Source organism: Streptomyces sporangiiformans (assembly GCF_005768555.2).
Lineage (GTDB): Bacteria > Actinomycetota > Actinomycetes > Streptomycetales > Streptomycetaceae > Streptomyces > Streptomyces sporangiiformans.
Genome location: NZ_VCHX02000166.1, coordinates 56346 through 79491, shown reverse-complemented (window position 1 = coordinate 79491; position 23146 = coordinate 56346). Strand labels below are relative to the sequence as shown.

The following is a 23146-nucleotide window of genomic DNA, read 5'->3' as shown; positions in this document are numbered from 1 at the left end:
GGTCACCTCTCCGGGTGCAGGTCGCTGCGGTCGATCCAGGACGGGGCGACGAAGATGCCGTCGCCGACGGGGGCTTCTGAGGCTTCCCGCAGGGACCAGGTGCGGGACTCTTCGACCAGGTGCTCCCAGGGCGCGGTCCAGTCGAGTTCCCAGTCCAGGGTGGTGCCGGGGATGCCGTACTCGCGGCCGGCGTCCAGCTGCCAGAACTGGGAGTACAGGATCACCTGGGCGTGGTCGGCCAGGTCGTTGATGATGTCGGTGAAGTGAGCCGAGGGCCAGCGGGGGACGTCGTCCGCCGCGGTGGCTCGGAGGCGTGCGGTGAGCGGCGGGACGACAGGGGTGCGTGCGCCCAGTTCGGTCAGGGCCCAGCGAATGCCGTCCGGCTCGGTCCAGTCGGGCGGAGTCGCATGTTCCAGACACGCGCGGTGGGCGCGGCGCAGGGGCTCGGCCGCACCCTCGACGTCCAGGCTCGCCAAGGCCATGGCCGCCCATTCGCGGACGGTCGGGTTGTCGCTGTTCAGAAGCCCGATGAGGGCGGGACCGCAGCGGGGGTCGCCCACCTCCTCGAAGACCTCGATGGCGGTCAGCTGCCCGAAGCCGCCGAGGGAGGGCAGCCCGTCGATGAGGGCGGGGAGGGCGTCGGCGCCCATGTCGATCAGTTCCGCGCGGGCGTCGTACGACGGGCCGGTCGCGTCGTCGAGCTGCTGGACGAGTCTCTCGACGTGCGTGGTCATGGGTGGTCCCGGCGCCAGGGCGTGGGGAGCCACCAGCAGACGGGGCGGATCTCGTACGAGCCGGGCATCGCTTCCAGCACGCGCTGCCCGCGGCAGGGGCAGGGGGAAGAGGCGCTCATTCGAGCAGTCTCGTCGCCGGTCCGGCCGGTGTGCCATGGATTTCTCCGCGCTGTCGCGCCCTCGTTCGCGTCCGGCTCGGGGGGTGTCGATCGCCGGTAGTCGCGGTCGGTCCTGTGCGGCGACGGGGCCCGTCGGTCCTGATCGGACGTGCCGCGTCGCGTCTCCCGTCGCGCGCCACGCCCAGGGGGGCCGGGTGAGTGCCGGATCGCTCATTTGTACGTTCGGTTAATCGGATGTGTCGGATGTATTGACGCGCTCTCTTTTCCGGATTTAGCCTCTGCCCGATTTCGCGAACACTGTTCGATATATCGTTCAACGTGCCTGATTGGACAGTGAGTTGGTTATGAAGGCTTCCGGCCGAAGCGCCGCCCACCTGAAACGCCTTCACAGGCGCTGAGAAGCACAGACACCCGGCCCGTGCCGCAACCGCCCCACCTGGGCGGACGCACGTGCTCGCGCGCCCTGACCCGCCGTCACCACGGCGCCCTGGGCGAAGCGGTGAAACACCGTCGTTCGGATCCCCCTTTCCGGCCCGCGCGGTGTCCGGGTCCTGTCCCGCCCAATCCGAGACCAAGTTCCCCGCCACCCCGCTCCCCCTTCGCCCGGCGGTGGCACCCGCACCCGACAGGAGATCCGATGTCTGCGCTCCGCGCCCGGCTGACGGTGATATTGCTCGCCGTCTGTCTCCTCTTCACGGGCCAAGCCCTCACCACACCCCAGCGGGCGGCCGCCGCCGACCCCGGCTACCTGATGGTGCACTTCACCGGCGACTCCGCGACCGGTCAGATGCTGTACCTCGCGCACAGCACGGACGGCCTGCACTGGAACGACCTCAACGGCGGAGCGCCGATCCTCAACTCCAAGATCGGCACGAAGGGGGTGCGCGACCCCGCACTGGTGCGTTCCCCCGACGGCAGCAAGTACTGGATCATCGCGACCGACCTGTGCGTCCGCTGCGGCTCGACGTACACCAACGGCAGCCCCAACTTCGTGGTGTGGGAGTCGACCGACCTGGTGACCTGGTCGAAGCCGTGGCTACTCGGCGCCGCCGGACTGATCCCCGGCGGAAAGAACGCGTGGGCGCCGGAGGCGATCTGGAACCCCGAGACCAACGACTACGTCCTGTACTGGGCGACGAACGCCACGGTGAACGGCATCTTCAAGTACCGCATCTACTCCGCCCGCACCAAGGACTTCCGCACCATCACCACCCCGCAGATCTGGATCGACCCGCCCGGCAGCACCCCGGTCGTCGACACCCAGATGACCGAGGTGCCCGCCGGTACCGGCCCCTACCGCTACCTGAGGGTCTCCGGCGACGGCCAGAACAACGTCGAGGGCAGCAACTCGATCCTGGGGACGTGGACCAACCTCGGCAACCTCTCCAGCATCGGCCTCACCGGCAACGTGGTCGAAGGCCCGGTCTGGATGAAGTTCAGGGACCGCAATGAGTGGGCCCTCTACATCGACTACAACAACCCGCAAGGCGTACGCGAATACAGGCCGATCCTGACCACCAACCCGTTCAGCGTCAGCTCCTACCGGCTTCAGGATGCGGCAAGTTACGACATGGGCGGCACCCCGAAGCGCCACGGCGCGATCATGACCCTCACGGCCGCCGAGGAGAGCCGCGTGCTCGCCCGCTGGCCCAACACCCCTGCCCAGCGGCTCCAGTCGTACAACTTCCAGGACCGCTACGTACGGCACACCAACTTCGACGTGCGCATCGACCCGAACGTCAGCCCCGTCGAGGACTCCCAGTTCCGGATCAGGCCCGGCCTGACGGGCTCCGGCACCGTCTCCTTCGAGTCGGTGAACTACCCCGGCTACTTCCTGCGCCACTCCAACTACGACTTCCAGCTGGCCCACAACGACGGCAGCAGCCAGTTCGCCGCGGACGCGACCTTCCGGAAGGTCGCCGGCCTCGCTGACTCGACCTGGTCGTCGTTCCAGTCGTACAACTTCCCCGACCGCTACATCCGCCACTACGCCTACCAACTGCGCCTCGACCCGATCACCACCGCGACAGCCCGCAGTGACGCCACCTTCCGTGTGACGGACTGACCCGCATCGCCAGGAGCGCCGGCGCCCCCAGGTCGGCGCCGGCACGGATGCGTCACCCCACCCCCCCCCACGTCCGCACGGCCCTAATGGCGGCACCAAGGCCTGGGACAACACGAGAGCGTGGGCCCAGGCACCAGTTGGCTCACCGCGGCTCCGTGGAGCTGACGAGGGATCGAACCTGTGGGCGGCTCCAGGCCGGGGCCGCCCACAGGTTCTGGATCCGCCCGCACCTTTCCTACGCCCCGGAGGCACCAGATGAGTGCAACACCCCTCCCGTCGCGCCGGCTCTTCCTCGGCATGGCCGCGGCCGTGCCGCTGTCCACCACCGGCGTGCTGACCCTCGGCAGCCGGTCCGCGAGCGCCGCGACGACCTCCCCGTTCGTCATGGCCTACTTCACCCAGTCACCGAGAAACCTCGGCACGGACTACGGCCTGCACCTCGCGGTCAGCACCGACGCGCTGCAATGGATGCCGCTGAACCAGAACAACCCCGTCGTAACCCCGACCGCGGGCGACGGCGGTCTGCGCGACCCCTTCATCCTGCCCAAGCAGGACGGCACCTTCGTCGTCATGGCGACCAATCTGAAGGGCACCGACTGGACCAAGAAGACCCCGTACATCCACGTCTGGGACTCCGCCGACCTGCGCTCCTTCGACAACTACCGTCTGCTGAAACTGCACGACATGGCCACCCACACCTGGGCGCCCGAAGCCTTCTGGGACCCCTCCCGCGGCCAGTACGCCCTCATCTACTCGGCCGTCAACAGCAGCGGACACAACGTGATCATGGTGAACTACACCACGGACTTCCAGACGGTGACGGCACCGCAGGTCTTCTTCGACCCGGGCTACGACATCATCGACGGCACCCTGGCCAAGGACGTGAACGGCGTCAACTACCTGTACTACAAGGGCCGCAACAGCCTGGTGGGTGCGAGGTCCACCTCCCTCGCCCCCGGCAGCTTCACCCAGTTCACCTCGGGCCTGGCGCCGCAGGGAGGCATCGAGGGCCCGATCCTCGCCCAGGCCTCCGGCACCTGGTACCTGTGGGGCGACGCCAACGCGCTCTTCTACACCTGGCAGACCAACGACCTCTCCACCGGCACCTGGACGGCCACCGACCGGCGCGTCTACACCCAGCCGCTGAACTCCAAGCACGCCGACATCAAGCCGATCTCCCAGACGGTGTACGACAACATGGTCGCCAAGTGGGGAAAGCCTGCCTGGAACCGGCTGAAGTCCTACAACTTCCCGGACAGATACTGGCGGCACGCCGACTACATCGGTCGCATCGACCCGTACCCGTTCGACCCCTACACCGACTCGCAATGGAAGCTGGTGCCGGGGCTGGCCGACCCCTCCGGCGTCTCCTTCCAGTCCCTCAACCAGCCGACCCGCTATCTGCGGCATTCCTTCTACCAGCTGCGGCTGGACGCCAACGACGGCACCACGAGGTTCGCCCAGGACGCCACCTTCCACAGGACCGCCGGGCTCGCCGACCCGTCCTGGTCGTCGTTCCGCTCCCACAGCCACCCGGACCGCTACATCCGCCACTACGCCTACCAACTGCGCATCGACCCGATCTCCACCGCCACCGGCAGAGCCGACGCCACGTTCTCCGTCTGGTACTGAGGTGACGCGCACGCTCCGAGTGCGCCCGGCTCGTGGTGGTGCGGGGGATGTCGATCTCTTCGCGTGGGCAGCTCTCGGAGAGGGAGGCCGGCAGGTCGGGGGAGGGGGACTCATATGGGGGGCGTTGCCGATTCTCGGGGTGCTGCTCGTGTTCAACGGTGAGGTGCGGGTACTCACGGTCGCCGCCGCGGTGCTCCTGCTCTGGCTGGGGCACAAGCGCAGCAACATGCTGATGACGGCGGCCGGGGCGGGGGTTCTCGCCCTGCTGTGGTTCGTGGCGTTGTAGGGGCTGTCGGCAGACTCCCTCCCCCACTGCCCTAAAGGCGTGGGAGGTGCCCCAGCCCCGCGACGCCCGGCACGCTCCCCCAAGCTCTTCGAGCAGGGGGTACCCCCACTCTCCACGCCGGGCGAGAGCCCGAGTACGCCCAGTACGAGGACTTCCGCCCTGCGCGCCGAGAACACGCACCGGACGCCGCAGGGCCGCCCTCCGGGCGACGACGGGAGTTTGACGACAGCCCCTAGTACTGCAACGGTGTCTACCGTGACTGCTGGCCAGGTGCGTCGTTGGTGTGGTTATGGGTGGGAACCTTGCTGATGTGCGTGTCTGGGCGAGTGAACTGGATGTGGTGCACGGGCGGTTCGTGCACCGGTTCAACCGGTCGGAGCCGCGGGAGTCGGCGCTGGCCTATATGCGGGGGCTGATCGCTCCGTTGCAGCGCAAGAACGGCTGGACGCTGGCCGAGGAGGCGGGCCATGGCGGGCCGGACCGTATCCAGCGGATGCTGAACCGGATCGAGTGGGACGCCGACGAGGTCCTCGACGACGTGCGCCGCTACGTGGTCGACAACCTCGGTGACCTCGAAGCGGTGCTCATCGTCGACGACACCGGCTTTTTGAAGAAGGGCACCCGCTCGGCAGGGGTGCAGCGGCAGTATTCCGGCACCGCGGGCCGCACGGAAAACTCCCAGATCGGCGTCTTCCTCGCCTACGCCACCGGCCGCGGACGCACCCTGATCGACCGACGGCTGTATCTGCCCACGTCGTGGACGGACGACCGGGAACGCTGCCGGCGGGCCGGCATCGGCGACGAGATCGCCTTTGAGACGAAGGTGGTCATGGCCAAGGCGATGGTCCGCAAGGCCATCACGGACCGGATCCCGTTTCGGTGGGTGACCGCAGATGCCGCTTACGGGTTCAGCAAGGGCTGGCGGTTCGAACTCGAGCAGGCCGATGTCTTCCACGTGATGGCGACCACCCGGCACGACACGGTCGTCACCCGCTGGGCCATCGACCACCCCGTCCACGATCTGTTTCCCGCCCTGCCACGGCAGAAGTGGAAGCGCCGTTCCTGCGGCGAGGGAGCACATGGCCGTCGGATCTACGACTGGGCCCGCGTCGAGGTGAGGCCCTGGCACCGCGAAGACCGTCGGCACTGGGTCATCGCCCGCCGCAGCGTGAGCAGACCCGAGGAAATCTCCTACTACATCGCCTACTGTCCCGCCGACACCACCCTGGAGCAGCTAATCCGTGTCGCGGGCAGCCGCTGGGCGGTGGAGGAGTGCTTCCAGACCGCCAAGCAGGAGTGCGGCCTGGACGACTACCAGGTCCGCCGCTATCCGGGCTAGCACCGCCACATGACCCTCGCCATGGCCGCCCACGCCTTCCTCACCGTCCTGCGGGCCCGCCAACTGGACACGGAGAAAGCAGAAACGGATCCTCCCAGCTCATCCAGGTGAGTCTCGCCGAGATACGACGACTGATCACCCGACTCACCGATCGTCGCCCCACCCCCATCGACCACATCCTGCACTGGTCGACATGGCGCCGACGACGCCAGCACCAAGCCCGCACCAGTCACTACAGACGACGCGGACACAGCCCCTGAAACTGCCCAGCAATCAGGACAGACACCGTTGCAGTACTAGGACCGTGGTCGGGTCGCGGGGACGGTGTCCTCGGGGCCACCGGACACCGTGTCCCATGCGTGACGGCCGGCCCCACGGCGAAGGAGCCGCCGGGCCGGGCCGCGGCCGCGCCGGCTCGTATCAGCCGGCGGGCGGAATCGATGTAGGTCTAGCCGGTGACCCGGCGGAACGTCCACTGCTGGTTGGTGCTGCCCCGGTCGGCGTACTGGATCAGCGCGGCGCCGTCGGCCGTGCTGCCGGAGGTGACGTCGAGCACCTTGCCGCTGTTGCGGTTGACCACCTGGAACACACCGCCGGACAGCGGGCGCAGCTGCCACTGCTGGCTGGCCCTGCCGTCGGGGGTCGCCTGTACGACCCGCGCGCCGTCCGCCGTGGAGGATCCGGCCACGTCGAGCACCTTGCCGCTGCGGACGCAGGTGATGGTGTGGTAGCCGTCTGCCGTGGACTGGAAGGCCCACTGCTGGTTCGTCGCGCCTTTGTCGGTCCACTGGATCACGGCGGCGCCGTCCGCGCCGGACCCACCGGAGACGTCGGCCACCTTGCCGCTGCGCACGCTGACGCATGTGTACGTCCGCGCGGGGGCGATGGTGTACTGCACCGAGTCCACGTCGATGTGACCGGTGCCGCCCGGGTTGTAGGTGTACAGGCCGATCCGGTCGCCGCGGTAGCCGCCCCAGGTGAGCTGGTAGGTGCCACCGACCTGGGTGAACGTGCTCCCGTCGAGGCTGTAGGAGAAGCGGCTGACCCCGTTCACGTCCCACGTGGTGCGCAGCCACACGGCGTTCTGCGTGATGGCCGCGCCGCTGGTCAGCGTGCCGCCTGCGTTGTGCTCGATCGTGGTGGTGGTCCCGGAGCGTCGGACACCCAGTCCGGCGTAGGTGGCGGCGTAGTGGCACAGCCCGGCGTGCTGGCCATCGGCGAGGCCGGCCAGTTCGAGGCGGACGGTCACCGTGGCGCCGCCCGCGGTGCGCAGCACTCGCTGGGTGAGGGTGTTGCCCACCTTCATCAGGTTGTCCCCGGCCAGCGGTGCGAACGCCTTCAGCCGCAGATAGCCGGGGCGTTCGGTCAACGACCAGTAGCCCGCGCGGGGTTGGTAGTACCACTCCCACTGCGGCTTGAGGCGGGTGCCGGTGAACGAGTCGCTGGTCACGACGGCGGGCAACGCGTCGACGGGGAGGCCAGGGGTGCCGATGGCGGGCAACTGACCCGTCCACGCCATGGTGCCGATGCCGTCCGAGCCCACCGTGCCGATGATCGGCCAGCCGTCCACCCAGGTCACCGGCAGCAGGGACAGCACGCGCCCCTCCCAGCCGCCGTGGCCGTGGTGGGTCACGAAGTACCAGTCGCCGCCCGGGGTCTGCACCAGCCCGCCCTGGTTGGGCTCGCGGTCGACCGAGGTGTTGACGTGCAGCAGCTGCCGGGTCTCGAAGGGGCCGTAGAGGCTGGAACCGCGGTTCATCATGAGGACCCGGCCCTCGGGCTTCACCTCGCTGAACAGGTGGTAGTAGACACCGTCGATCTTGTACAGCTTGCTGGCCTCGCTGCGGTTCGACTGGTGGATCACCGGGGCCGGGCCGACCAGCGACTTGCCGTCCTCGGACAGCTTGTAGAGGTGGATCTTGTAGTTGTCCGAGTAGTGCGTGGTGACCAGGTAGCCCTGGCCGTCGTCGTCCCAGAACGGGCACACGTCGTTCCAGCCGGAGGTCCGCCACATCGAGTGCAACGGCTCCCAGGGCCCGGTCGGTGACGGGGCCGACGTCATGAAGAAGCCCTCGTCGGGGGTGTTGAAGTACACCCAGTACCGCCCCGCGTGGTAGCGGATGGCCCCGGCCCACACACCGCGGCCGTAGCGGTTCATCCGGTCCCAGTTCAGCTCCGGTCCGATGCGGGTGACGTCGTCGACCGAGCCGCCGAGCGTGCGCCAGTTGACCAGGTCCTTCGAGTGCAGGACGGCCATGCCGGGCGAGTGTCCGAACGTGCTGGTGATGCCGTAGTAGTCGGAGCCGACCCGGATGCAGTCCCAGTCACTCAGGTCGGCCGGGACGATCGGGTTGGCGTACGTGCCGTCGCCCTGGTCACCCCACTTTGTGGCCGGAAACGAGTCTGCCGCCGCCGTGCTCGACGGGAGCAGGCCCGGGAGGAGGAGGGCGCCGGTACCGACCGCGGCGAGCCGGCCGAGTTGTCTTCTGGTGAGGTCCACGATGCAGTCCTTGGCTGGAGGTCATCACGTGCGGGAGCGGTGGGTGCACACCGCGGGGAGAACGCGGGAGGGAGAACATGGAAGGGACACGGCCTTCGCGTCGTGCGTGCCGCGTCCCAGCGGGCTGACGCCCCTCACCCGCGCTGCGCGGGGGTGGTGGCGGCATGACGAAGGCAGACCCCCGGACGCCTGGGCAACGATCCTTTGGGACACGCGACTGACGGAACGACCTTGGTCGATATATCGAACAACTGGCGGCTTGTCGAACCGATCGACGCCGAAGTTAGAGTCCCTGCCGCACAGAAGTCAACGGATCGTCCGCGTCTTTCCGGGACGTGCGGCGGCCGGGACAGGGCGCGCACGGCGCGCCGACGGGCGGCGTCAGCCGAACAGACGACGCTGGATCTCGCGCCGGTAGTCCTCCAGGGTTCGGTCGAGGTGTGCCGCGGTGGCCTGCGCCGCTTCCTCGGGGCGGCCGTCACGGATGGCCCGGTAGATCGCCTCGTGCTCCTCGATGGCCGCCTCGGTGTTCTCCCCGAACGAGTCGTGGATACCGATGGCGCTGGACTGGCGCTGCAGGCGTCGCGCGTCCCGCACGGCGCTGACGAGGAACGTGTTGTGCGAGGCCGCCGACACGGCCGCGTGGAAGTCCTCGTCCGCCTGGTTGAACACGTCGACCTGACCGTGAACGAACCCGTGCCGGCACTGCTCCATGGCGACTTCGATGGTGCGCAGCTCCGAGGGGGTGGCGCGGGTGGCCGCCAGACTGCTGGCGGCCATCTCCTGGACCCTGCGGAACTCGAACAGCATCAGCACGTGATCGATGTCGACGGGGCGGAAGAAGCCTCCCCACCGGCTGGTGATGAGCATGCCTTCGTCGTCCGCGACGAACAGACCCCGCCCCTTGTGCGCCCGTACCCGACCCAGCGCCGAAAGGATCTTGACGGCTTCCCGCACCACCGCCCTGCTGGTGTCCAGCGTCCGGGCGAGGTCGATCTCCGTGGGCAGCCGGTCACCCGGCGCCAGGCGCTCCTCGGCGATGTACGCGAGGATCCGCTCCGCCACGATCTCGTACCCGGGACGGTAGTCACGCCGCTCGTCCGAGCCGGCCACCCCCGCGGGCACGGCAGCAGGGACTTGAGCCGGCAAGGCCGCTTCGATCGCTGGCGTGTCGTCCATCTGCGCTGCCTCCCGGGTGACTTCTGCTCACGCGACTGATCGCGATGGAGCCGACATCATCGTAGCGCACAGGAGATATAAGTCGTACTCATTCCGAGCAAGATCCACAGCGATGATCATGGCCATCCGAGTGCATAAATAGCCTTTATCGGGCACAGCTGGCACAACTGCTCGCTCGCCGCAGGAAATTCAGCGAGGGAACGTTGCACGCACCCTTGACGTACCACTCGATAAGGCGGCTAATTTCTTCCACGCCGATCGCAGCACAGCCGCCTCCTCCGTCTCCGTCGCCCTTCCGGGCCGGCCCAGCGTCGTCCCGGCTCGCGTCACTCGCCCACCCGCTCGCGCCGCCTGCCCCATCTGCTCGGGGCACCCGCACACCCAGTGGAGTCACTCATGACCGTCAACCAGTCCTCGTCCAGCCCGAAGAGAGCCCTCGGCAGGAAGCGAGCGGCATCGCTGGCCGGGTGCGCGGTCACTGTGCTGCTGACCGTGACGGCCTGCGGCGGCGGCACCGCCGGTAAGACCACCAAGGACGGCTTCGCCCAGGCGCCGCAGAAGGACGGGGCGTTGACCGTCTGGGTGGACGCGACCCGGATGGACGCCGCGAAGCTGTACCAGCAGCTGCACCCGGAGGTGAAGCTGGACATCGTCAGCTATGACGGCAACGCCAACGGGTCCAACTACCTGCAGACGAAGGTCCAGTTGTTCAACCGCACCGGCAAGGGCTGGCCGGACGTCGTGTTCAGCTCCCAGAACAACGAGACCTCCTGGGCGGTCGACGCGGGCTTCGCCGCTCCGCTCAACAAGGGTCTGATTTCCGAGTCGACCCTGGGGAAGTTCGCCAAGGGCGCCAACGACGTCTGCACGGTCGACGGCACCGTCTACTGTCTGCGCAACGACCTCTCCCAGGCGGTGCTCTGGTACAACGCCCCGCTGATGAAGAAGTTCGGCTACACGGTGCCGACGACGTGGGAGGAGTACCAGAAGCTCGGCACGAAGGTGGCCAAGGAGCATCCGGGCTATCTCGTCGGTGACGCGGGTGACTCCTTCACCCCCGAGATCTATCTGTGGGCGAGCAAGTGCGGCGCCAACCACATCACCGGCCCCAAGTCCGTGTCGGTGAACACCACCAGCGAGAACTGCACCAGGATGGCCACGCTCCTGGACGTGCTGATCAAGAACAAGTCCATGTCCATCAGCGGCGTCTTCAGCACCGACTTCGGCAAGAACAAGGCCGACAAGATCCTGCTCATGCCGGGCCCGGCCTGGTACGGCGGCGCGGTCTTCAAGGACACCCTCAAGGTCCCCGCCCAGCAGATCGGGGCGGCGCCCATGCCGCAGTGGCAGGGCGACGACGCGCCGTCCACCGGCAACGTCGGCGGCGGCACCTGGCTGCTGTCCCAGCACTCCACCCACCTCAAGGCGGCCACCGACTTCCTGAAGTGGGTCACCACCGACAACGCCTACCAGGCGGAGAAGTCGCCCGGCTTCCCGGCCTACGCGCCGGCGGCCGAGGCATGGCTGAAGCAGCAGGACGCCTCCGGCTACTTCGCCGGCGACCTGAGCGCGCTCTCCGCCGCCGCCTCCCAGGTGTGGCCGGAGTGGGGCTCGGGCCAGTTCAGCCAGGAGGCGATCTGGGCGGCCACCGTCAAGCCGGGCCTGACCCAGGGCAAGTCCATCGTCTCGATGCTGCCGGCCTGGCAGGACTCCATCGTCAAGCACGCCAAGTCCAACGGATACAAGGTCGAGCAGTGACCCTCGGCCACTCCGCGTCCGGCTCCGCCCGTCGGCGCCTCAGCGGCACCGACCGGCAGAGCCGGGCCGGCATCGCCTTCGTCGCGGCCTACGTGCTGCTCCTGATCGCGTTCGGCATCCTGCCTACCGGGTACGCCGTGTACTTCGCGTTCACCGACGCCGGGGGCACCTTCACCGGCTTCAGCAACTTCGTCACCACCGCACAGGACTTCCGCTTCATGGACGCCGTCGGCCATGTCGCGCTGTACCTGCTGTTCTGGCTGGTCTCCCTCGTGGTGTTCGTGGTGAGCCTGGCGCTGCTGCTGCACCGCCTCGCCTCGGGCTCCCTCAGCAGGTCCCTGCGCTTCCTCTTCTACATCCCCGGAGCGCTCGCCGGCGCCGCGAGTGTGCTGGTGTGGCTGTTCATGCTCGACCCGACGGTGAGCCCGGTCAGTTCGCTGCTGGGCACGCTGGGGTTCGACACCTTCGGCGAGGTGATCGCGCCCGGCAACCTGCCCCTGCTGTTCACGGTCATCGCGTTCTGGACCGGCGCGGGCGGCTGGATCGTCGTCATCTACGGCGCGCTCAACAACATCCCCACCGACGTCATGGAAGCCGCGCGCATCGACGGCGCGGGCGCCTGGCAGACCGCCTGGCACATCCAGATCCCCATGCTCCGCAAGTGGATCGTGTACATGGTGATACTGGCCTTCGCGGGCGGTGCGCAGCTCTTCGTGGAGCCGCAGCTGCTGTCCCTCGCCAGTGTGGGCGTGGCCGGACGCGACTACTCGCTGAACCAGCTGACGTACGACTTCGCCTTCCAGATGAACAACGTCAACGGCGCCGCCGCCGTCTCGGTGGAGCTCCTGGTCGTCAGTGTGTCGGCCGCCGCCGTCTTCGTCGCACGGTCGGGGTTCTTCGATGCCGACTAGTTCCCCGCGCCGCCTCGTGCCCCGTCTGCTGACCGGCTCCGTCCTGCTCGTCTTCCTGGTGTTCTTCGTGCTGCCGGTGCTGTGGCTCGTCCTCGCGGCGACCAAGACCGATCAGCAACTCGTCCACGGCAGCCCGCTCTCCTTCGGCTCCTGGCACACCCTCAGGGCCAACTGGGACGCCCTCACCGCGTTCCAGGACAACGCCGTCCTGCAGTGGCTCGGCAACTCGACGTTGTACGCGCTGATCTCACTGGTCATCACGCTCTGCGTGGCCATCCCGGCGGGCTACGCGCTGGCCATGACCGAGTTCCGCGGCCGGCACGCCCTGCTCGTGTCGACCCTGGTCGTGATGCTCATGCCGACCGCCACGCTGGTGGTGCCGCTGTTCCTGGAGATCAACGCGGTGCAACTGATCGGCACGATGTGGTCGATCATCCTGCCGTACTCGTTCTACCCGTTCGGCGTGTATCTGACGTACATCTACTTCACCACCGCGGTACCGAAGGATCTGCTGGCGGCGGCACGGATGGACGGCTGCTCGGAGTTCGGTGTCTTCCGCCACATCGCGCTGCCGCTGGCGACACCGGTGATCGCGCTCGTCGGGTTCTTCAGCTTCGTCGCCAACTGGACCAACTACTTCCTGCCCTACGTGATGCTGCCCGAGAGCGGCCAGATGCCCATCCAGGTGGGGGTCGGGACCCTGCTCAGCAATGTGCCGTCCTTCAATCCGGCCGTCGGCACCCTCGCGATCGAGCGGCCGCAGCTGGCCCTGGCGACGCTCGTGGCCATCACACCCGTACTGATCGTCTTCCTCTTCGCCCAGCGTTTCCTGGTCAGCGGGATGCTCGCCGGCGCCACCAAGGAGTAGGCCCCGGCCTGCCCTCCCGGCCCTGATGCCCGATCCGGCGTCGTCCACCGGCCGTCGTCCCCGGCGAGCGCACCCCGCACCACCCCGAACGGAGCTCCGTCCCATGCCCTTCACTTCGTCCGGCCCCACCTCGGGTGGGGACACCCCGGTCTCCGGGCAGCCGGCCCTGCCACCCGAGATCGAGGCGGGGGTACCGGTGCTCGAACCGCCTGGCTGGGCCGTGTCGCAGCGTGCGCTGTTCGACCTGCTCGACCATGCCTGGCGGCGCTTCGCCCGCGACTTCACCGGCCCTGACGGACGGCTGAACTACACCGGGGAGCTGACCACCCGCGACGGTGCGGACGACTTCTACGAGGTGTTCTTCAACTGGCCCCAGCTGTACCTCCTCGGCGGCGCGGACGATCTGCTGCCGGCCAGTGAGAAGCACTGGGAGGGCGTGACCCGGCAGCTCACCGAACTCGGCATGCTGCACGACGAGTTCGAGCGCGGCTACGACTGGTTCCACCAGGGCGAAAGCCTGCTGCTGCTCTACTTCCTGTGCATGGCCGCCCCCGACCGCTGGTCGGAACGGGCGCTGCGCTTCGCCGAGTTGTACGTCGACCAGGCCAAGGGGAACTACGACCCCGAGCACCGTGTCATCACCCGCCCGCACAACGGCAGCGACCCCGACCGCACGGGCCTGTTCGACGGCGACGTGTACCCCTGGCTGCCGAAGGAAGCGGAGACGTACGGCTTCCCGCTGGAGTGGATCCCCGAGGCGGAGGGCGGCCCGTACCCGCTCTCCGCGGATCCGCGGCTCGGCGCGCAGATGCGGGACCGGATGGGTGTCGGCGACACCGCGGTCAACCTGGCCGCGGCCGGGCTGGTCCTCAACGCGTGGATCCTGTCGGGCGAGGACCGCTACCGCGACTGGATCATCGAGTACGTGGGCGCGTGGCGCGAGCGCACCCGTGCCAACGGTGGCCTCGTCCCGGACAACGTCGGCCCGGACGGTGTCGTGGGCAGCCTGCTGGAGGGCCGCTGGTACGGCGGCCACTACGGCTGGTCCTGGCCGCACGGCTGGCACAGCGTGGGTCACGCGGCCTGTGTGGCGGCGCTCGCGGCGGCGACGGTCACCGGGGACGACGACTACCTCTCCATGGTCGCGACCTCGCTCGACACCCTCATCGGTCACGCCAAGGTGATGCCCCGCACCGAGGCGGACTCCAGCCTCCCCTCGAAGTGGGGGGTCGAACTCGGCCCCGACATCCACACGCCGACACCGCACCTTCCCTTCCGGCACAACGACTCGGGCTGGTTCGACTACAACCCGCTCACCCCGCCCGTGCCGGTGGCCCTGTGGCACCACACGGCCTCCGACGCAGACCGCACCCGGCTGGAGCGGCTGCGCGAGGCCGACGGCATCGACTGGCGTACCGTGCGGCCGTTCCGGGCCAAGGAGGAGTCGGGGCACGAGAAGGCCTGGTTCGCGTTCCTCGCCGGCGACGACCCCGGCTACCCGGAGCGGATCCTCGCCACCGCACAGGCCCAGATCCGCCACCGCCTGCGGCGCATCGAGCGCTACCGCGACCTGGACGTGCCCGAGGCCGACATCCACGTGTGGCAGCAGTCAAACCCCGTGGTCACCGAAGCCCTCGTCCAGCTGACCTGGGGCGGACCCCAGGTGCTCTACAACGGCGGCCTTCAGCAGGCCCGGCTGCGCTACCACGACGCCGAGGCCCGCCGCGCCGGTCTGCCGCCGGAGGTGGCCGCACTGGTCACCTCCATCGACCCGGAGGCGACCACCGTCGAACTGGTGAACCTCTCCCCCGAGGCCGAGCGCACGGTGATCGTCCAGGCGGGCGCCTTCGCCGAGCACACCATCACGGCCGTCCGGTACACCACCTGCCGGGACGACGGCTGGATCGGCGACATGTACGACTACGGCCACACCGAGCCGGTCGTCACCGAGGCGGAGCAGGACTGCGCCGGCGCCTTCCTGACCGTACGGCTGCCCGCGTCCACCCGTATCCGGCTCACCCTGCGCCTCCAGCTGCGCTCCCGCACCCCCAGCTACCGCACCCCGTTCGACACCCCGGCGGGCCCGCCCTCCCAGGGCACGGAAGGAGAACGCGCATGAGGCGCATCGCGCAGACCATCAGGCTCCGCCCCGAGCACCGGGAGGAGTACCTGCGACTCCACGCGGCCGTCTGGCCCGGCGTGGAAGCCGCCCTGCACCGGGCGCACATCCGCAACTTCAGCATCTTCCTCCACGGCGACGTGCTGTTCGCCTTCCTCGAGTACCACGGCGACGACTTCGACGCCGACATGGCCGTCCTGGAAGCCGACGCCGAGACCCGGGAGTGGTGGAAGCTCACCGACCCCTGCCAGGAGCCCTGGCCCGACCGGGGCGACTCCCGCCAGTGGACGGAACTGACCGAGATCTGGCACCTCGACCCGCCCGGTGAGGACGCCACCGTCTGACACGGACCGCGCCGGACCGACCCGACTTGGAACCGCCATGCCCTCCGCCCCCGCCCCCGTTCTCATCGACGCCCACCACCATCTGTGGGACCTCGAACGGCGCCCGCAGCCCTGGCTCGACGACCCCGGCCTGACGTCGATCCGCCGCACCTTCACCCCCGACGACCTGCGCTCCACCGCGACCCGCCCCGTCGCGGGCCGTCACCTGAACGGCACGGTGGCCGTGCAGTGCGTGCCGGAGATGCCCGAGACGGAGGACCTGCTCGCCCTCGCCGAGCGGGAGCCGCTGATCGAGGCGGTGGTCGGCTGGGCGGACCTCACATCGCCTGCGATCGGCGAGACGCTCGACCGGCTGCTCGCCGGACCGGGCGGCACCCGTCTGCGTTCACTGCGCCACCTCGTCCAGGGCGAGACGGACCCGGACTGGCTGCTACGCCCCGATGTCGAACGAGGCTTGGCGGCGGCGAGGGACCGCGGGCTCTCCTACGACGTCCTGGTCCGCAGCAACCAGTTCGACCAGGCGATCCGGCTGGCCGAACGCTTCCCCGACCTGCCCCAGGTGCTGAACCACGCGGGCAAGCCGGACATCGCCGGGCGCGAACTCGCCAAGTGGCGAGAGCAGGTGCGACGGCTGGCCGCGCACGAGCACGTGGTCTGCAAGCTGTCGGGACTCATCACCGAGGCCGACCACGACAGTTGGACCACCTCCGACATCCGCCCGGTCTGGGACGTCCTGCTCACGTCCTTCGGCCCGGACCGGCTGATGTTCGGCTCCGACTGGCCGGTCGCCAACCTCGCGGGCGGCTGGAACCGCTGGGCCGCCACCGTGGACGAACTGCTCACCGACTGCGCGGAGAGCGAGATCCACGCGCTCCTCGCCGGCACCGCGACCGCCTTCTACCGCCTCCCCGCCCGCGGCTGACGTACGGCGCTCGTGCCGAGAGGACCTTGGAGAAGACGATGACACTCGCCGTCCACTACACGGCCGCCCGCACCCTGGACACCGCTCCCGCACGGAGCGTGGAGCCGGGCCCCGGCGAGGTGGTACTCGCCCCCGCCTACGTCGGTATCTGCGGCACCGACCTGCACATCTTCCACGGCGACATGGACGCCCGGGTGGCCACACCCGCCGTGCTCGGGCACGAGATGTCCGGCCGGATCGTCGGGGTCGGCCCCGAAGTGGAAGGCTGGCAGGTCGGGGACGCGGTGACCGTGATGCCGCTGCGCTGGGACGGCACCTGCCCCGCCTGCCGGGCCGGGCACCAACACGTCTGCCGGCACCTCGACTTCATCGGCATCGACTCCCCCGGCGCCATGCAGCAGCGCTGGACCGTACCCGCCTCCACCCTGATCCGCCTGCCGGAATCGCTCGCACTGGACCGGGCGGCGCTCGTGGAGCCCACCGCGGTGGCCGTCCACGACGTCGGCCGGGCGCAGGTTACCGAGGGCGAGAAGGTCGTGGTCGTCGGCGGTGGGCCGGTCGGAGTGCTGATCGCACTGGTCGCGCAGGCTGCCGGGGCCGAGGTGCGGGTGGTGGAGCTGAGCGCTCACCGGCGTTTGCTGGCCGAGGAGTTGGGGCTGGCCACGTGGGATCCGGCCGCCGACGACATCGGCGCCCTGGTCGGCGCGTGGACCGGCGACGCGGGCGCCGACGTCGCGTTCGAGGTGTCCGGTGCGGCCGGCGGTGTGGACACCGCCGTGGAAGTCCTCGGGGTGCGGGGGCGGCTGTGCCTGGTCGCCATCCACCCCCGGCCCCGTGAGGTGAACCTGCACCGCTTCTTCTGGCGGGAACTCACCCTCGTCGGCGCCCGCCTGTACGACCGCTCCGACTTCGAGAAGGCCGTCGCCCTGGTCGCCGACGGCACCATCCCCGCCGACCGGCTGATCAGCAAGGTCGTCCCCCTCACCCAGGCCCCCGCCGCGTTCGAGGCGCTGGAGGGCGGCGGCGACGTGATGAAGATCCTCCTCGACTGCACCGACACCACCACCCACCACGACGACAGCGACCACGCCCACGGAGCCACCACATGACCCCCTTCGACCTCACCGGGAAACTCGCCGTCGTCACCGGTGCCCGCCGCGGTATCGGCCGGGCCATGGCCCGCGCCCTCGCCGCCGCCGGAGCCGACGTCATCGGAGTGAGCGCCTCCCTGGAGGAGTCCGGCAGCGACGTGGAGAAGGACGTCACCGCCGTGGGTCGCACCTTCGAAGCCATCCGCGCCGACTTCGCCGACCCCGACGCCGTCCGCGCCCTCGGCGCCGACCTCGCCGGACGCGAACGCCCCGTGGACATCCTCGTCAACAACGCGGGCACCATCCGCCGCGCCCCGGCCGCCCAGCACGGCGACGCCGACTGGGAGTTGGTGCTCCAGGTCAACCTCAACGCCCAGTTCGCCCTCACCCGCGCCGTTGGCGCCACCATGGTCGCCCGCGGCCACGGCAAGGTCATCTTCACCGCCTCCCTGCTCAGCTACCAGGGCGGCATCACCGTCCCCGGCTACACCGCCGCCAAACACGGCATCACCGGACTCACCAAAGCCCTCGCCAACGAGTGGGCACCGCACGGCGTCAACGTCAACGCCATCGCGCCCGGCTACATCGCCACCGACAACACCCAGGCCCTCCAGGACGACCCCGTCCGCAGCAAGGCGATCCTGGAGCGCATCCCCGCCGGACGCTGGGGCAGCGCCGACGACCTGGCCGGGGCCACCGTCTTCCTCGCCTCCGACGCCGCCGCCTACATCCACGGCACCACCCTGCCCGTCGACGGCGGATGGCTCGGCCGATGAGCGGCGGCCCCGACTCCGTACCGGTCCACGTCCACGTCCACGAAGAGGACGTCATGCGACGCCGGATGGTCGCCCGCACGTCCGTCGAACTCACCGCCCTCGGGTTCGGCGCGGCGGTGATCGGCAACCTGTACCGCACCACCTCGGCGGCCGACGCGTCGGCCGCCGTGGACGCGGCCTGGGACGCGGGCATCCGGTACTTCGACACCGCGCCGCACTACGGCCTCGGGCTCTCCGAACAGCGCCTCGGGGCGGCCCTGCGGCAGCGTCCTCGGGACGAGTACGTCGTCTCCTCCAAGGTGGGCCGGCTCCTCGTCCCCAACGAGCGTCCCCAGGGCGTCGACAGTGAGGGCTTCGTCGTCCGGGACGACCTGCGCCGGCAGTGGGACTTCAGCCGGGACGGCGTGCTCCGCTCCATCGAGGACTCCCTGCGCCGCACCGGCCTCGACCGGCTCGACGTCGTCTACGTGCACGACCCCGACGACCACTGGCGGCAGGCCGCCGACGAGGCCATGCCCGCTCTGGCGGAGCTGCGCGACCAAGGGGTCGTGGGGGCCATCGGCGCCGGCATGAACCAGTCGGCCATGCTCGCCCGTTTCCTGCGGGAGACGGCCGCCGACGTGGTCATGCTCGCCGGGCGCTACACCCTCCTCGACCAGTCGGCGCTGGACGACGTGCTACCCGCAGCGCGGGAAGCGGGCAAGAGCGTCGTCGCGGTCGGTGTCTTCAACTCCGGGCTGCTCTCACGTCCGTGGCCCGCCGAAGGCATGAAGTACGACTACCGGGACGCCCCACCGGAACTGGTCGCCCGCGCACGGGCGATCGCGGAGGTCTGCGAGGAGCACGGCACCAGCCTTCCCGCCGCCGCCATCGCCTTCCCGACCACCCATCCCAGCACCGTCAACGTCACGCTGGGCATGCGTGACCGCGCACAGGTGATCCAGAACGTGGCACTCCAGCGGAGCGCCGTACCCCGGGCGCTCTGGGACGACCTCCGCGACCGGGGGCTGATCAGGCAGGACGTCCCCACCACCGCCGGTGGTGTCCCCTGATGCCGCTGAGGGGCAAGCGCGCCCCACGTCCAGTCGCCCTCGACCGACCCGACCGATTATCCGGGCCACGCCGCGTCCGTCGCGAGGGAAGCACGTACCCCTGCTGCCACTGAAATGTCTCCCCGTCCGCGAAACCGCACCGACAACACCGCCGGAGCCGCCGCATGAACGCTTTCCCGACCGACCGATCCAGCGGGAGGGGCAGCCGATGAAGCCCTTCCCCTCCACCGTCCGCAGGCTGTCGGCCCTGCTGGCGATGGCCCTCTCCGCGACGCCGCTGACCTCCCTCACGCTGTCGACCCCGGCCTCGGCCGCGACCCAGGCGACGTACTACGTCGCCCCCGACGGCAACGACGCCAACGCCGGGACGATCTCCGCGCCGTTCAAGACCCTGCGGCACGCGCGGGACGTCGTACGCACCGTCAACGACGACATGACCGGCGACATCAACGTCTATCTGCGCGGCGGCAACTACCCCGTGAGCAGCACCATCGACTTCACGTCGGCCGACTCCGGGACGAACGGCCACCGTGTGGTCTACGCCGCCTACCAGAACGAGAAGCCGGTGCTGAACGGTGGCGTCCCGGTGACCGGCTGGACACAGCACAGCGGGAACATCTGGAAGGCCTCGCTGGACCGCGACGACAAGCTCCGCGCGCTCTACGTCAACGGCAAGCGTGCCCAGATGGCCTCGAAGACGATCGACTCGGCCGGATGCCACGGGACCTACACCGTCACGGCCGGCCAGGCCCCCTGGGCCTGGGAGTCGGGTTCGCAGTGCGACGGGGCCAAGTACAGCCTCTCCGACCTGCCCGCCGTCGCCGCCAACCAGGGCGACGTCGAGATCAAGTCGGCCACGACCTGGACCACGGCCATCGTGGGCGTCCGTCAGATCACCACGAGCTCGGACGGCGCCAACCGCGTGGCCCTGTTCCAGCAGCCGGGTGCGGCCATCGCCCAGGCACCGCCGTACGGCCCGTTCAAAGCCAGCGGCAGTCATACGTTCATGAACGCGTACGAGTTCCTTGACCAGCCGGGCGAGTTCTACTTCAACAAGACCACCCGCACGCTGTACTACTACAAGTCCAGCTCCGAAAACATGACCACGGCGAAGGTCTTCGCGCCGAACAACGTGTCCACCCTCCTCAAGATCGCCGGCACGTCCAGGACCGACCACGCGCGAAACATCACGTTCTCCGGGCTCACGGTCGAGCACTCCGACTGGAACCTGGTCAATGTCGCGGGCTCCGTCTTCCGGCAGGGAACGCAGGGCAACACCAGCTCGAACGTGTACGCGAGGCAGAACTTCCATGCCTACACCTACCGCAACGTCGACTTGCCGCCGGGCATCATCCAGATCGAGAACGCCGACGGCATCACCCTGCGGCGCAACACGGTGCAGCACACAGGCGCCGACGGAATCAACATGGTCAACGACGTGACCGACTCGCAGCTGATCGGCAACGTCACGAATGACATAGCCGGCTCCGCGATCACCGTGGGCCACCCCCAGCACGTGTACATCGGGGACTACACCTCGACCAACAAAGAGAAGTACCCGGTGAACGTCGAGGGGGTCTGCAAGAACATCTCGATCACGAACAACTACCTCTACGACAGCGCGGTGTTGTTCGAGGGATCCAGCCCCGTGTCGGCGTACTTCGTGGACTCCCTGTCCGTGGAGCACAACCGGATCGAGAAGTCCCCGTGGGCGGGCATCACCCTCGGCTGGGGATGGTGGAACTTCGACGGTTCGACGAACTCGATCCGCCCGGGAGTGCCGACCACCACGGCGAAGAACAACACCATCCGCCACAACCAGATCGTCGACCCGATGCAGACGCTCGGCGACTCCGGCGCCATCTACACCCTGGGAGCGCAGCCGGGAACCGAAATAAGCGACAACTACATCCAGGGCGTTCCGGCCGGCCACAAGTACGGACTCCACCCCGACGAGGGCTCCGCCTTCATCAACTACCACGACAACGTGTTCGACGTGGACAAGAACCTCAGGTCCACCATTCACTCCGGCACATGGGGCCGGCAGCACGACCTGAGCATCACCAACACCTACGGCACCGTCAACAAGATCTGGGACAAGAACGTCCCGAACAGCACCATCCAGGACGTGCGCGCGTACGCGGACAACGTGTGGCCGTCGCAGGCGTACGGCATCGCCGTGAACGCGGGCCTGGAGGACGCCTACAAGGACCTCGTCCCCAGCAGCAGAGTGGCCCTGCAGGACTACGCGCTGCCCGCGAGCACGTTCACCGGCAAGGGCGTGTCGTCCGTCCCCGTCCGCAGCATCGGTGACGGGACCAGGACTCTGTGGCTCGCTCCCTCCGGTACGACGACGTTCGCCGTCGGCCCCACCATGACGAAGGCCGCCGGCACCGCGACGGCCATCAGTGTCCCGCCGACGGTCGGCGACTACCGCCTCTACGTCGTGGACGCCCAGGGGAACGCCTCGTCCGCGTCGAAGTCGCTCGTACGGCAGCTCTGGGCCTACGTCGACGACAAGGACTCCTCCGTCACCTACTCCACCGGCTGGTCGAACTGGAACGACTCGCGGGACTTCAAGGGGTCCGAGAGGTTCACGAACAGGGCGGGCGACTCCGTCCAGTACTCGTTCACCGGGTCGGCCATCCGGTATCTCAGCATGAAGCAGCCGAACATGGGCAAGGTCGACGTCTACATCGACGGCACCCTGGCACAGGCGGGCATCGACGCGTACGCCCCGACCGTGACGAAGCAGGTGGTGCTGTTCGAGAAGACGGACCTCGCCGCGGGACCCCACACCATCAAGGTCGTGTGCACCGGCACGAAGAACGCGTCGGCCTCCAACACCGTGTGCGCGCTGGACGCGTTCGCCTCCATCGCCTTCCCCGCGAAGAGCGCCTTCTACAAGGTCCTCAACAAGAACGGCGGCAAGGCGATCGACGTCTCGGGCGGATCGACCTCCGCCGGGGCGAACGTCATCCAGTGGAACGACACCGGAGCGCAGAACCAGCTCTGGCGGTGGGTCGCGGTGGGTGACGGCAGCTACGAGATCGTCAACCAGAAAAGCGGTCTGCTGCTGGACGTCACCAATGGGTCGGGCGCGGACGGCGCGACCATCGTCCAGCAGGCCGACGACAACGGTGCGAGCCAGCACTGGACGCTGGTCGCCGACGGAAACGGCTACTACAAGATCAAGAACGTGAACAGCGGCAAGCTGCTCTCGGTGCCCAACTCGACGGCGGGCACGCAGCTCGTGCAGACGACGGACACGAACGCCGACGGCCAGCTGTGGCGGGCGGTGATCGTGGACTGACCCTTCAGCCACCGCGACCCGCGGCGTGCGGTGCGCCGCGGGTCCGGGGCCGTTGGTGGACGCCTCGTCACGGCACCTCCTCGGGTTCACGGTCTGTCGGCCCCAGTCGATCACGACCGTCCCCGGGTCACCAGCGAG

17 protein-coding genes and 1 pseudogene are annotated in these 23146 nt (G+C 68.9%); 14 read left to right on the top strand and 4 right to left on the bottom strand.

All coding sequences use genetic code 11. The annotated features are described in order from the left end of the window. Positions 1–2: 2 nt before the first annotated feature. Together FGD71_RS28365 and FGD71_RS49730 are read right to left on the bottom strand one after the other, a co-directional pair. Positions 3–734 carry a HEAT repeat domain-containing protein gene (locus tag FGD71_RS28365; RefSeq protein ID WP_119103377.1) on the bottom strand — a complete coding sequence of 244 codons (732 nt, stop codon included), beginning with the start codon at positions 732–734 and terminating at the stop codon, positions 3–5. Continuing rightward, the gene (locus tag FGD71_RS49730; protein WP_276147159.1) at positions 731–853 is read right to left on the bottom strand and encodes a CPCC family cysteine-rich protein; all 123 of its coding nucleotides are present in this window, start codon (positions 851–853) and stop codon (positions 731–733) included. The genes FGD71_RS28365 and FGD71_RS49730 overlap by 4 nt, the downstream gene beginning before the upstream one ends. A 637-nt stretch (positions 854–1490) precedes the next feature. On the opposite strand from FGD71_RS49730, the gene FGD71_RS28355 reads away from it, so the two are divergent. The 4 genes and pseudogenes from FGD71_RS28355 to FGD71_RS28340 all read left to right on the top strand — a co-directional run bounded on the left by FGD71_RS28355 (position 1491) and on the right by FGD71_RS28340 (position 6286). Continuing rightward, positions 1491–2918, top strand: a complete 1428-nt coding sequence (locus tag FGD71_RS28355; protein ID WP_119103376.1) for a glycoside hydrolase family 43 protein — start codon at positions 1491–1493, stop codon at positions 2916–2918. Positions 2919–3173: 255 nt separating this feature from the next. After that, the gene (locus FGD71_RS28350) at positions 3174–4550 is read left to right on the top strand and encodes a glycoside hydrolase family 43 protein (protein ID WP_119103375.1); all 1377 of its coding nucleotides are present in this window, start codon (positions 3174–3176) and stop codon (positions 4548–4550) included. A gap of 124 nt (positions 4551–4674) precedes the next feature. After that, positions 4675–4836, top strand: a complete 162-nt coding sequence (locus FGD71_RS47535; protein ID WP_162931239.1) for a hypothetical protein — start codon at positions 4675–4677, stop codon at positions 4834–4836. 289 nt (positions 4837–5125) lie between these two features. Further along, positions 5126–6286, top strand: a pseudogene (locus tag FGD71_RS28340) (IS701 family transposase). Between the two features lie 337 nt (positions 6287–6623). Here the strand turns inward: FGD71_RS28340 and FGD71_RS28335 are convergent. Continuing rightward, on the bottom strand, positions 6624–8675 hold the full coding sequence (locus FGD71_RS28335) for a family 43 glycosylhydrolase (protein ID WP_119103373.1): 2052 nt from the start codon (positions 8673–8675) through the stop codon (positions 6624–6626). 381 nt (positions 8676–9056) lie between these two features. Then, positions 9057–9854, bottom strand: coding sequence for a FadR/GntR family transcriptional regulator (locus FGD71_RS28330; RefSeq protein ID WP_119103372.1), 798 nt, complete (start codon positions 9852–9854; stop codon positions 9057–9059). Between the two features lie 396 nt (positions 9855–10250). Between FGD71_RS28330 and FGD71_RS28325 the strand changes: the two genes are divergently transcribed. The 10 genes from FGD71_RS28325 to FGD71_RS28280 all read left to right on the top strand — a co-directional run bounded on the left by FGD71_RS28325 (position 10251) and on the right by FGD71_RS28280 (position 23008). Continuing rightward, a complete protein-coding gene (locus tag FGD71_RS28325; RefSeq protein WP_119103371.1) occupies positions 10251–11612 on the top strand; it encodes an ABC transporter substrate-binding protein in 1362 nt (453 codons plus the stop codon). Further along, the gene (locus FGD71_RS28320; RefSeq protein ID WP_119103370.1) at positions 11609–12523 is read left to right on the top strand and encodes a carbohydrate ABC transporter permease; all 915 of its coding nucleotides are present in this window, start codon (positions 11609–11611) and stop codon (positions 12521–12523) included. Before FGD71_RS28325 ends, FGD71_RS28320 begins: the two co-directional genes overlap by 4 nt. Beyond that, on the top strand, positions 12513–13391 hold the full coding sequence (locus tag FGD71_RS28315; protein WP_119103369.1) for a carbohydrate ABC transporter permease: 879 nt from the start codon (positions 12513–12515) through the stop codon (positions 13389–13391). The genes FGD71_RS28320 and FGD71_RS28315 overlap by 11 nt, the downstream gene beginning before the upstream one ends. A gap of 103 nt (positions 13392–13494) precedes the next feature. After that, a complete protein-coding gene (locus tag FGD71_RS28310; RefSeq protein ID WP_119103368.1) occupies positions 13495–15510 on the top strand; it encodes a DUF8034 domain-containing protein in 2016 nt (671 codons plus the stop codon). Further along, entirely contained in the window at positions 15507–15854 is a 348-nt protein-coding gene (locus tag FGD71_RS28305; protein ID WP_119103367.1) for an L-rhamnose mutarotase, read from the top strand. Before FGD71_RS28310 ends, FGD71_RS28305 begins: the two co-directional genes overlap by 4 nt. Before the next feature lie 37 nt (positions 15855–15891). After that, positions 15892–16776 (top strand): amidohydrolase family protein, encoded by an 885-nt coding sequence (locus tag FGD71_RS28300; RefSeq protein WP_119103366.1) that lies wholly within the window; start codon positions 15892–15894, stop codon positions 16774–16776. A gap of 38 nt (positions 16777–16814) precedes the next feature. Then, positions 16815–17885 carry a zinc-dependent alcohol dehydrogenase gene (locus tag FGD71_RS28295; protein ID WP_119103365.1) on the top strand — a complete coding sequence of 357 codons (1071 nt, stop codon included), beginning with the start codon at positions 16815–16817 and terminating at the stop codon, positions 17883–17885. Next, positions 17882–18643 (top strand): SDR family oxidoreductase, encoded by a 762-nt coding sequence (locus FGD71_RS28290; RefSeq protein ID WP_119103364.1) that lies wholly within the window; start codon positions 17882–17884, stop codon positions 18641–18643. Before FGD71_RS28295 ends, FGD71_RS28290 begins: the two co-directional genes overlap by 4 nt. Before the next feature lie 53 nt (positions 18644–18696). Beyond that, positions 18697–19695, top strand: a complete 999-nt coding sequence (locus tag FGD71_RS28285) for an aldo/keto reductase (RefSeq protein ID WP_119103392.1) — start codon at positions 18697–18699, stop codon at positions 19693–19695. Positions 19696–19903: 208 nt separating this feature from the next. Then, on the top strand, positions 19904–23008 hold the full coding sequence (locus FGD71_RS28280; protein WP_119103363.1) for an RICIN domain-containing protein: 3105 nt from the start codon (positions 19904–19906) through the stop codon (positions 23006–23008). Positions 23009–23146 lie beyond the last annotated feature (138 nt).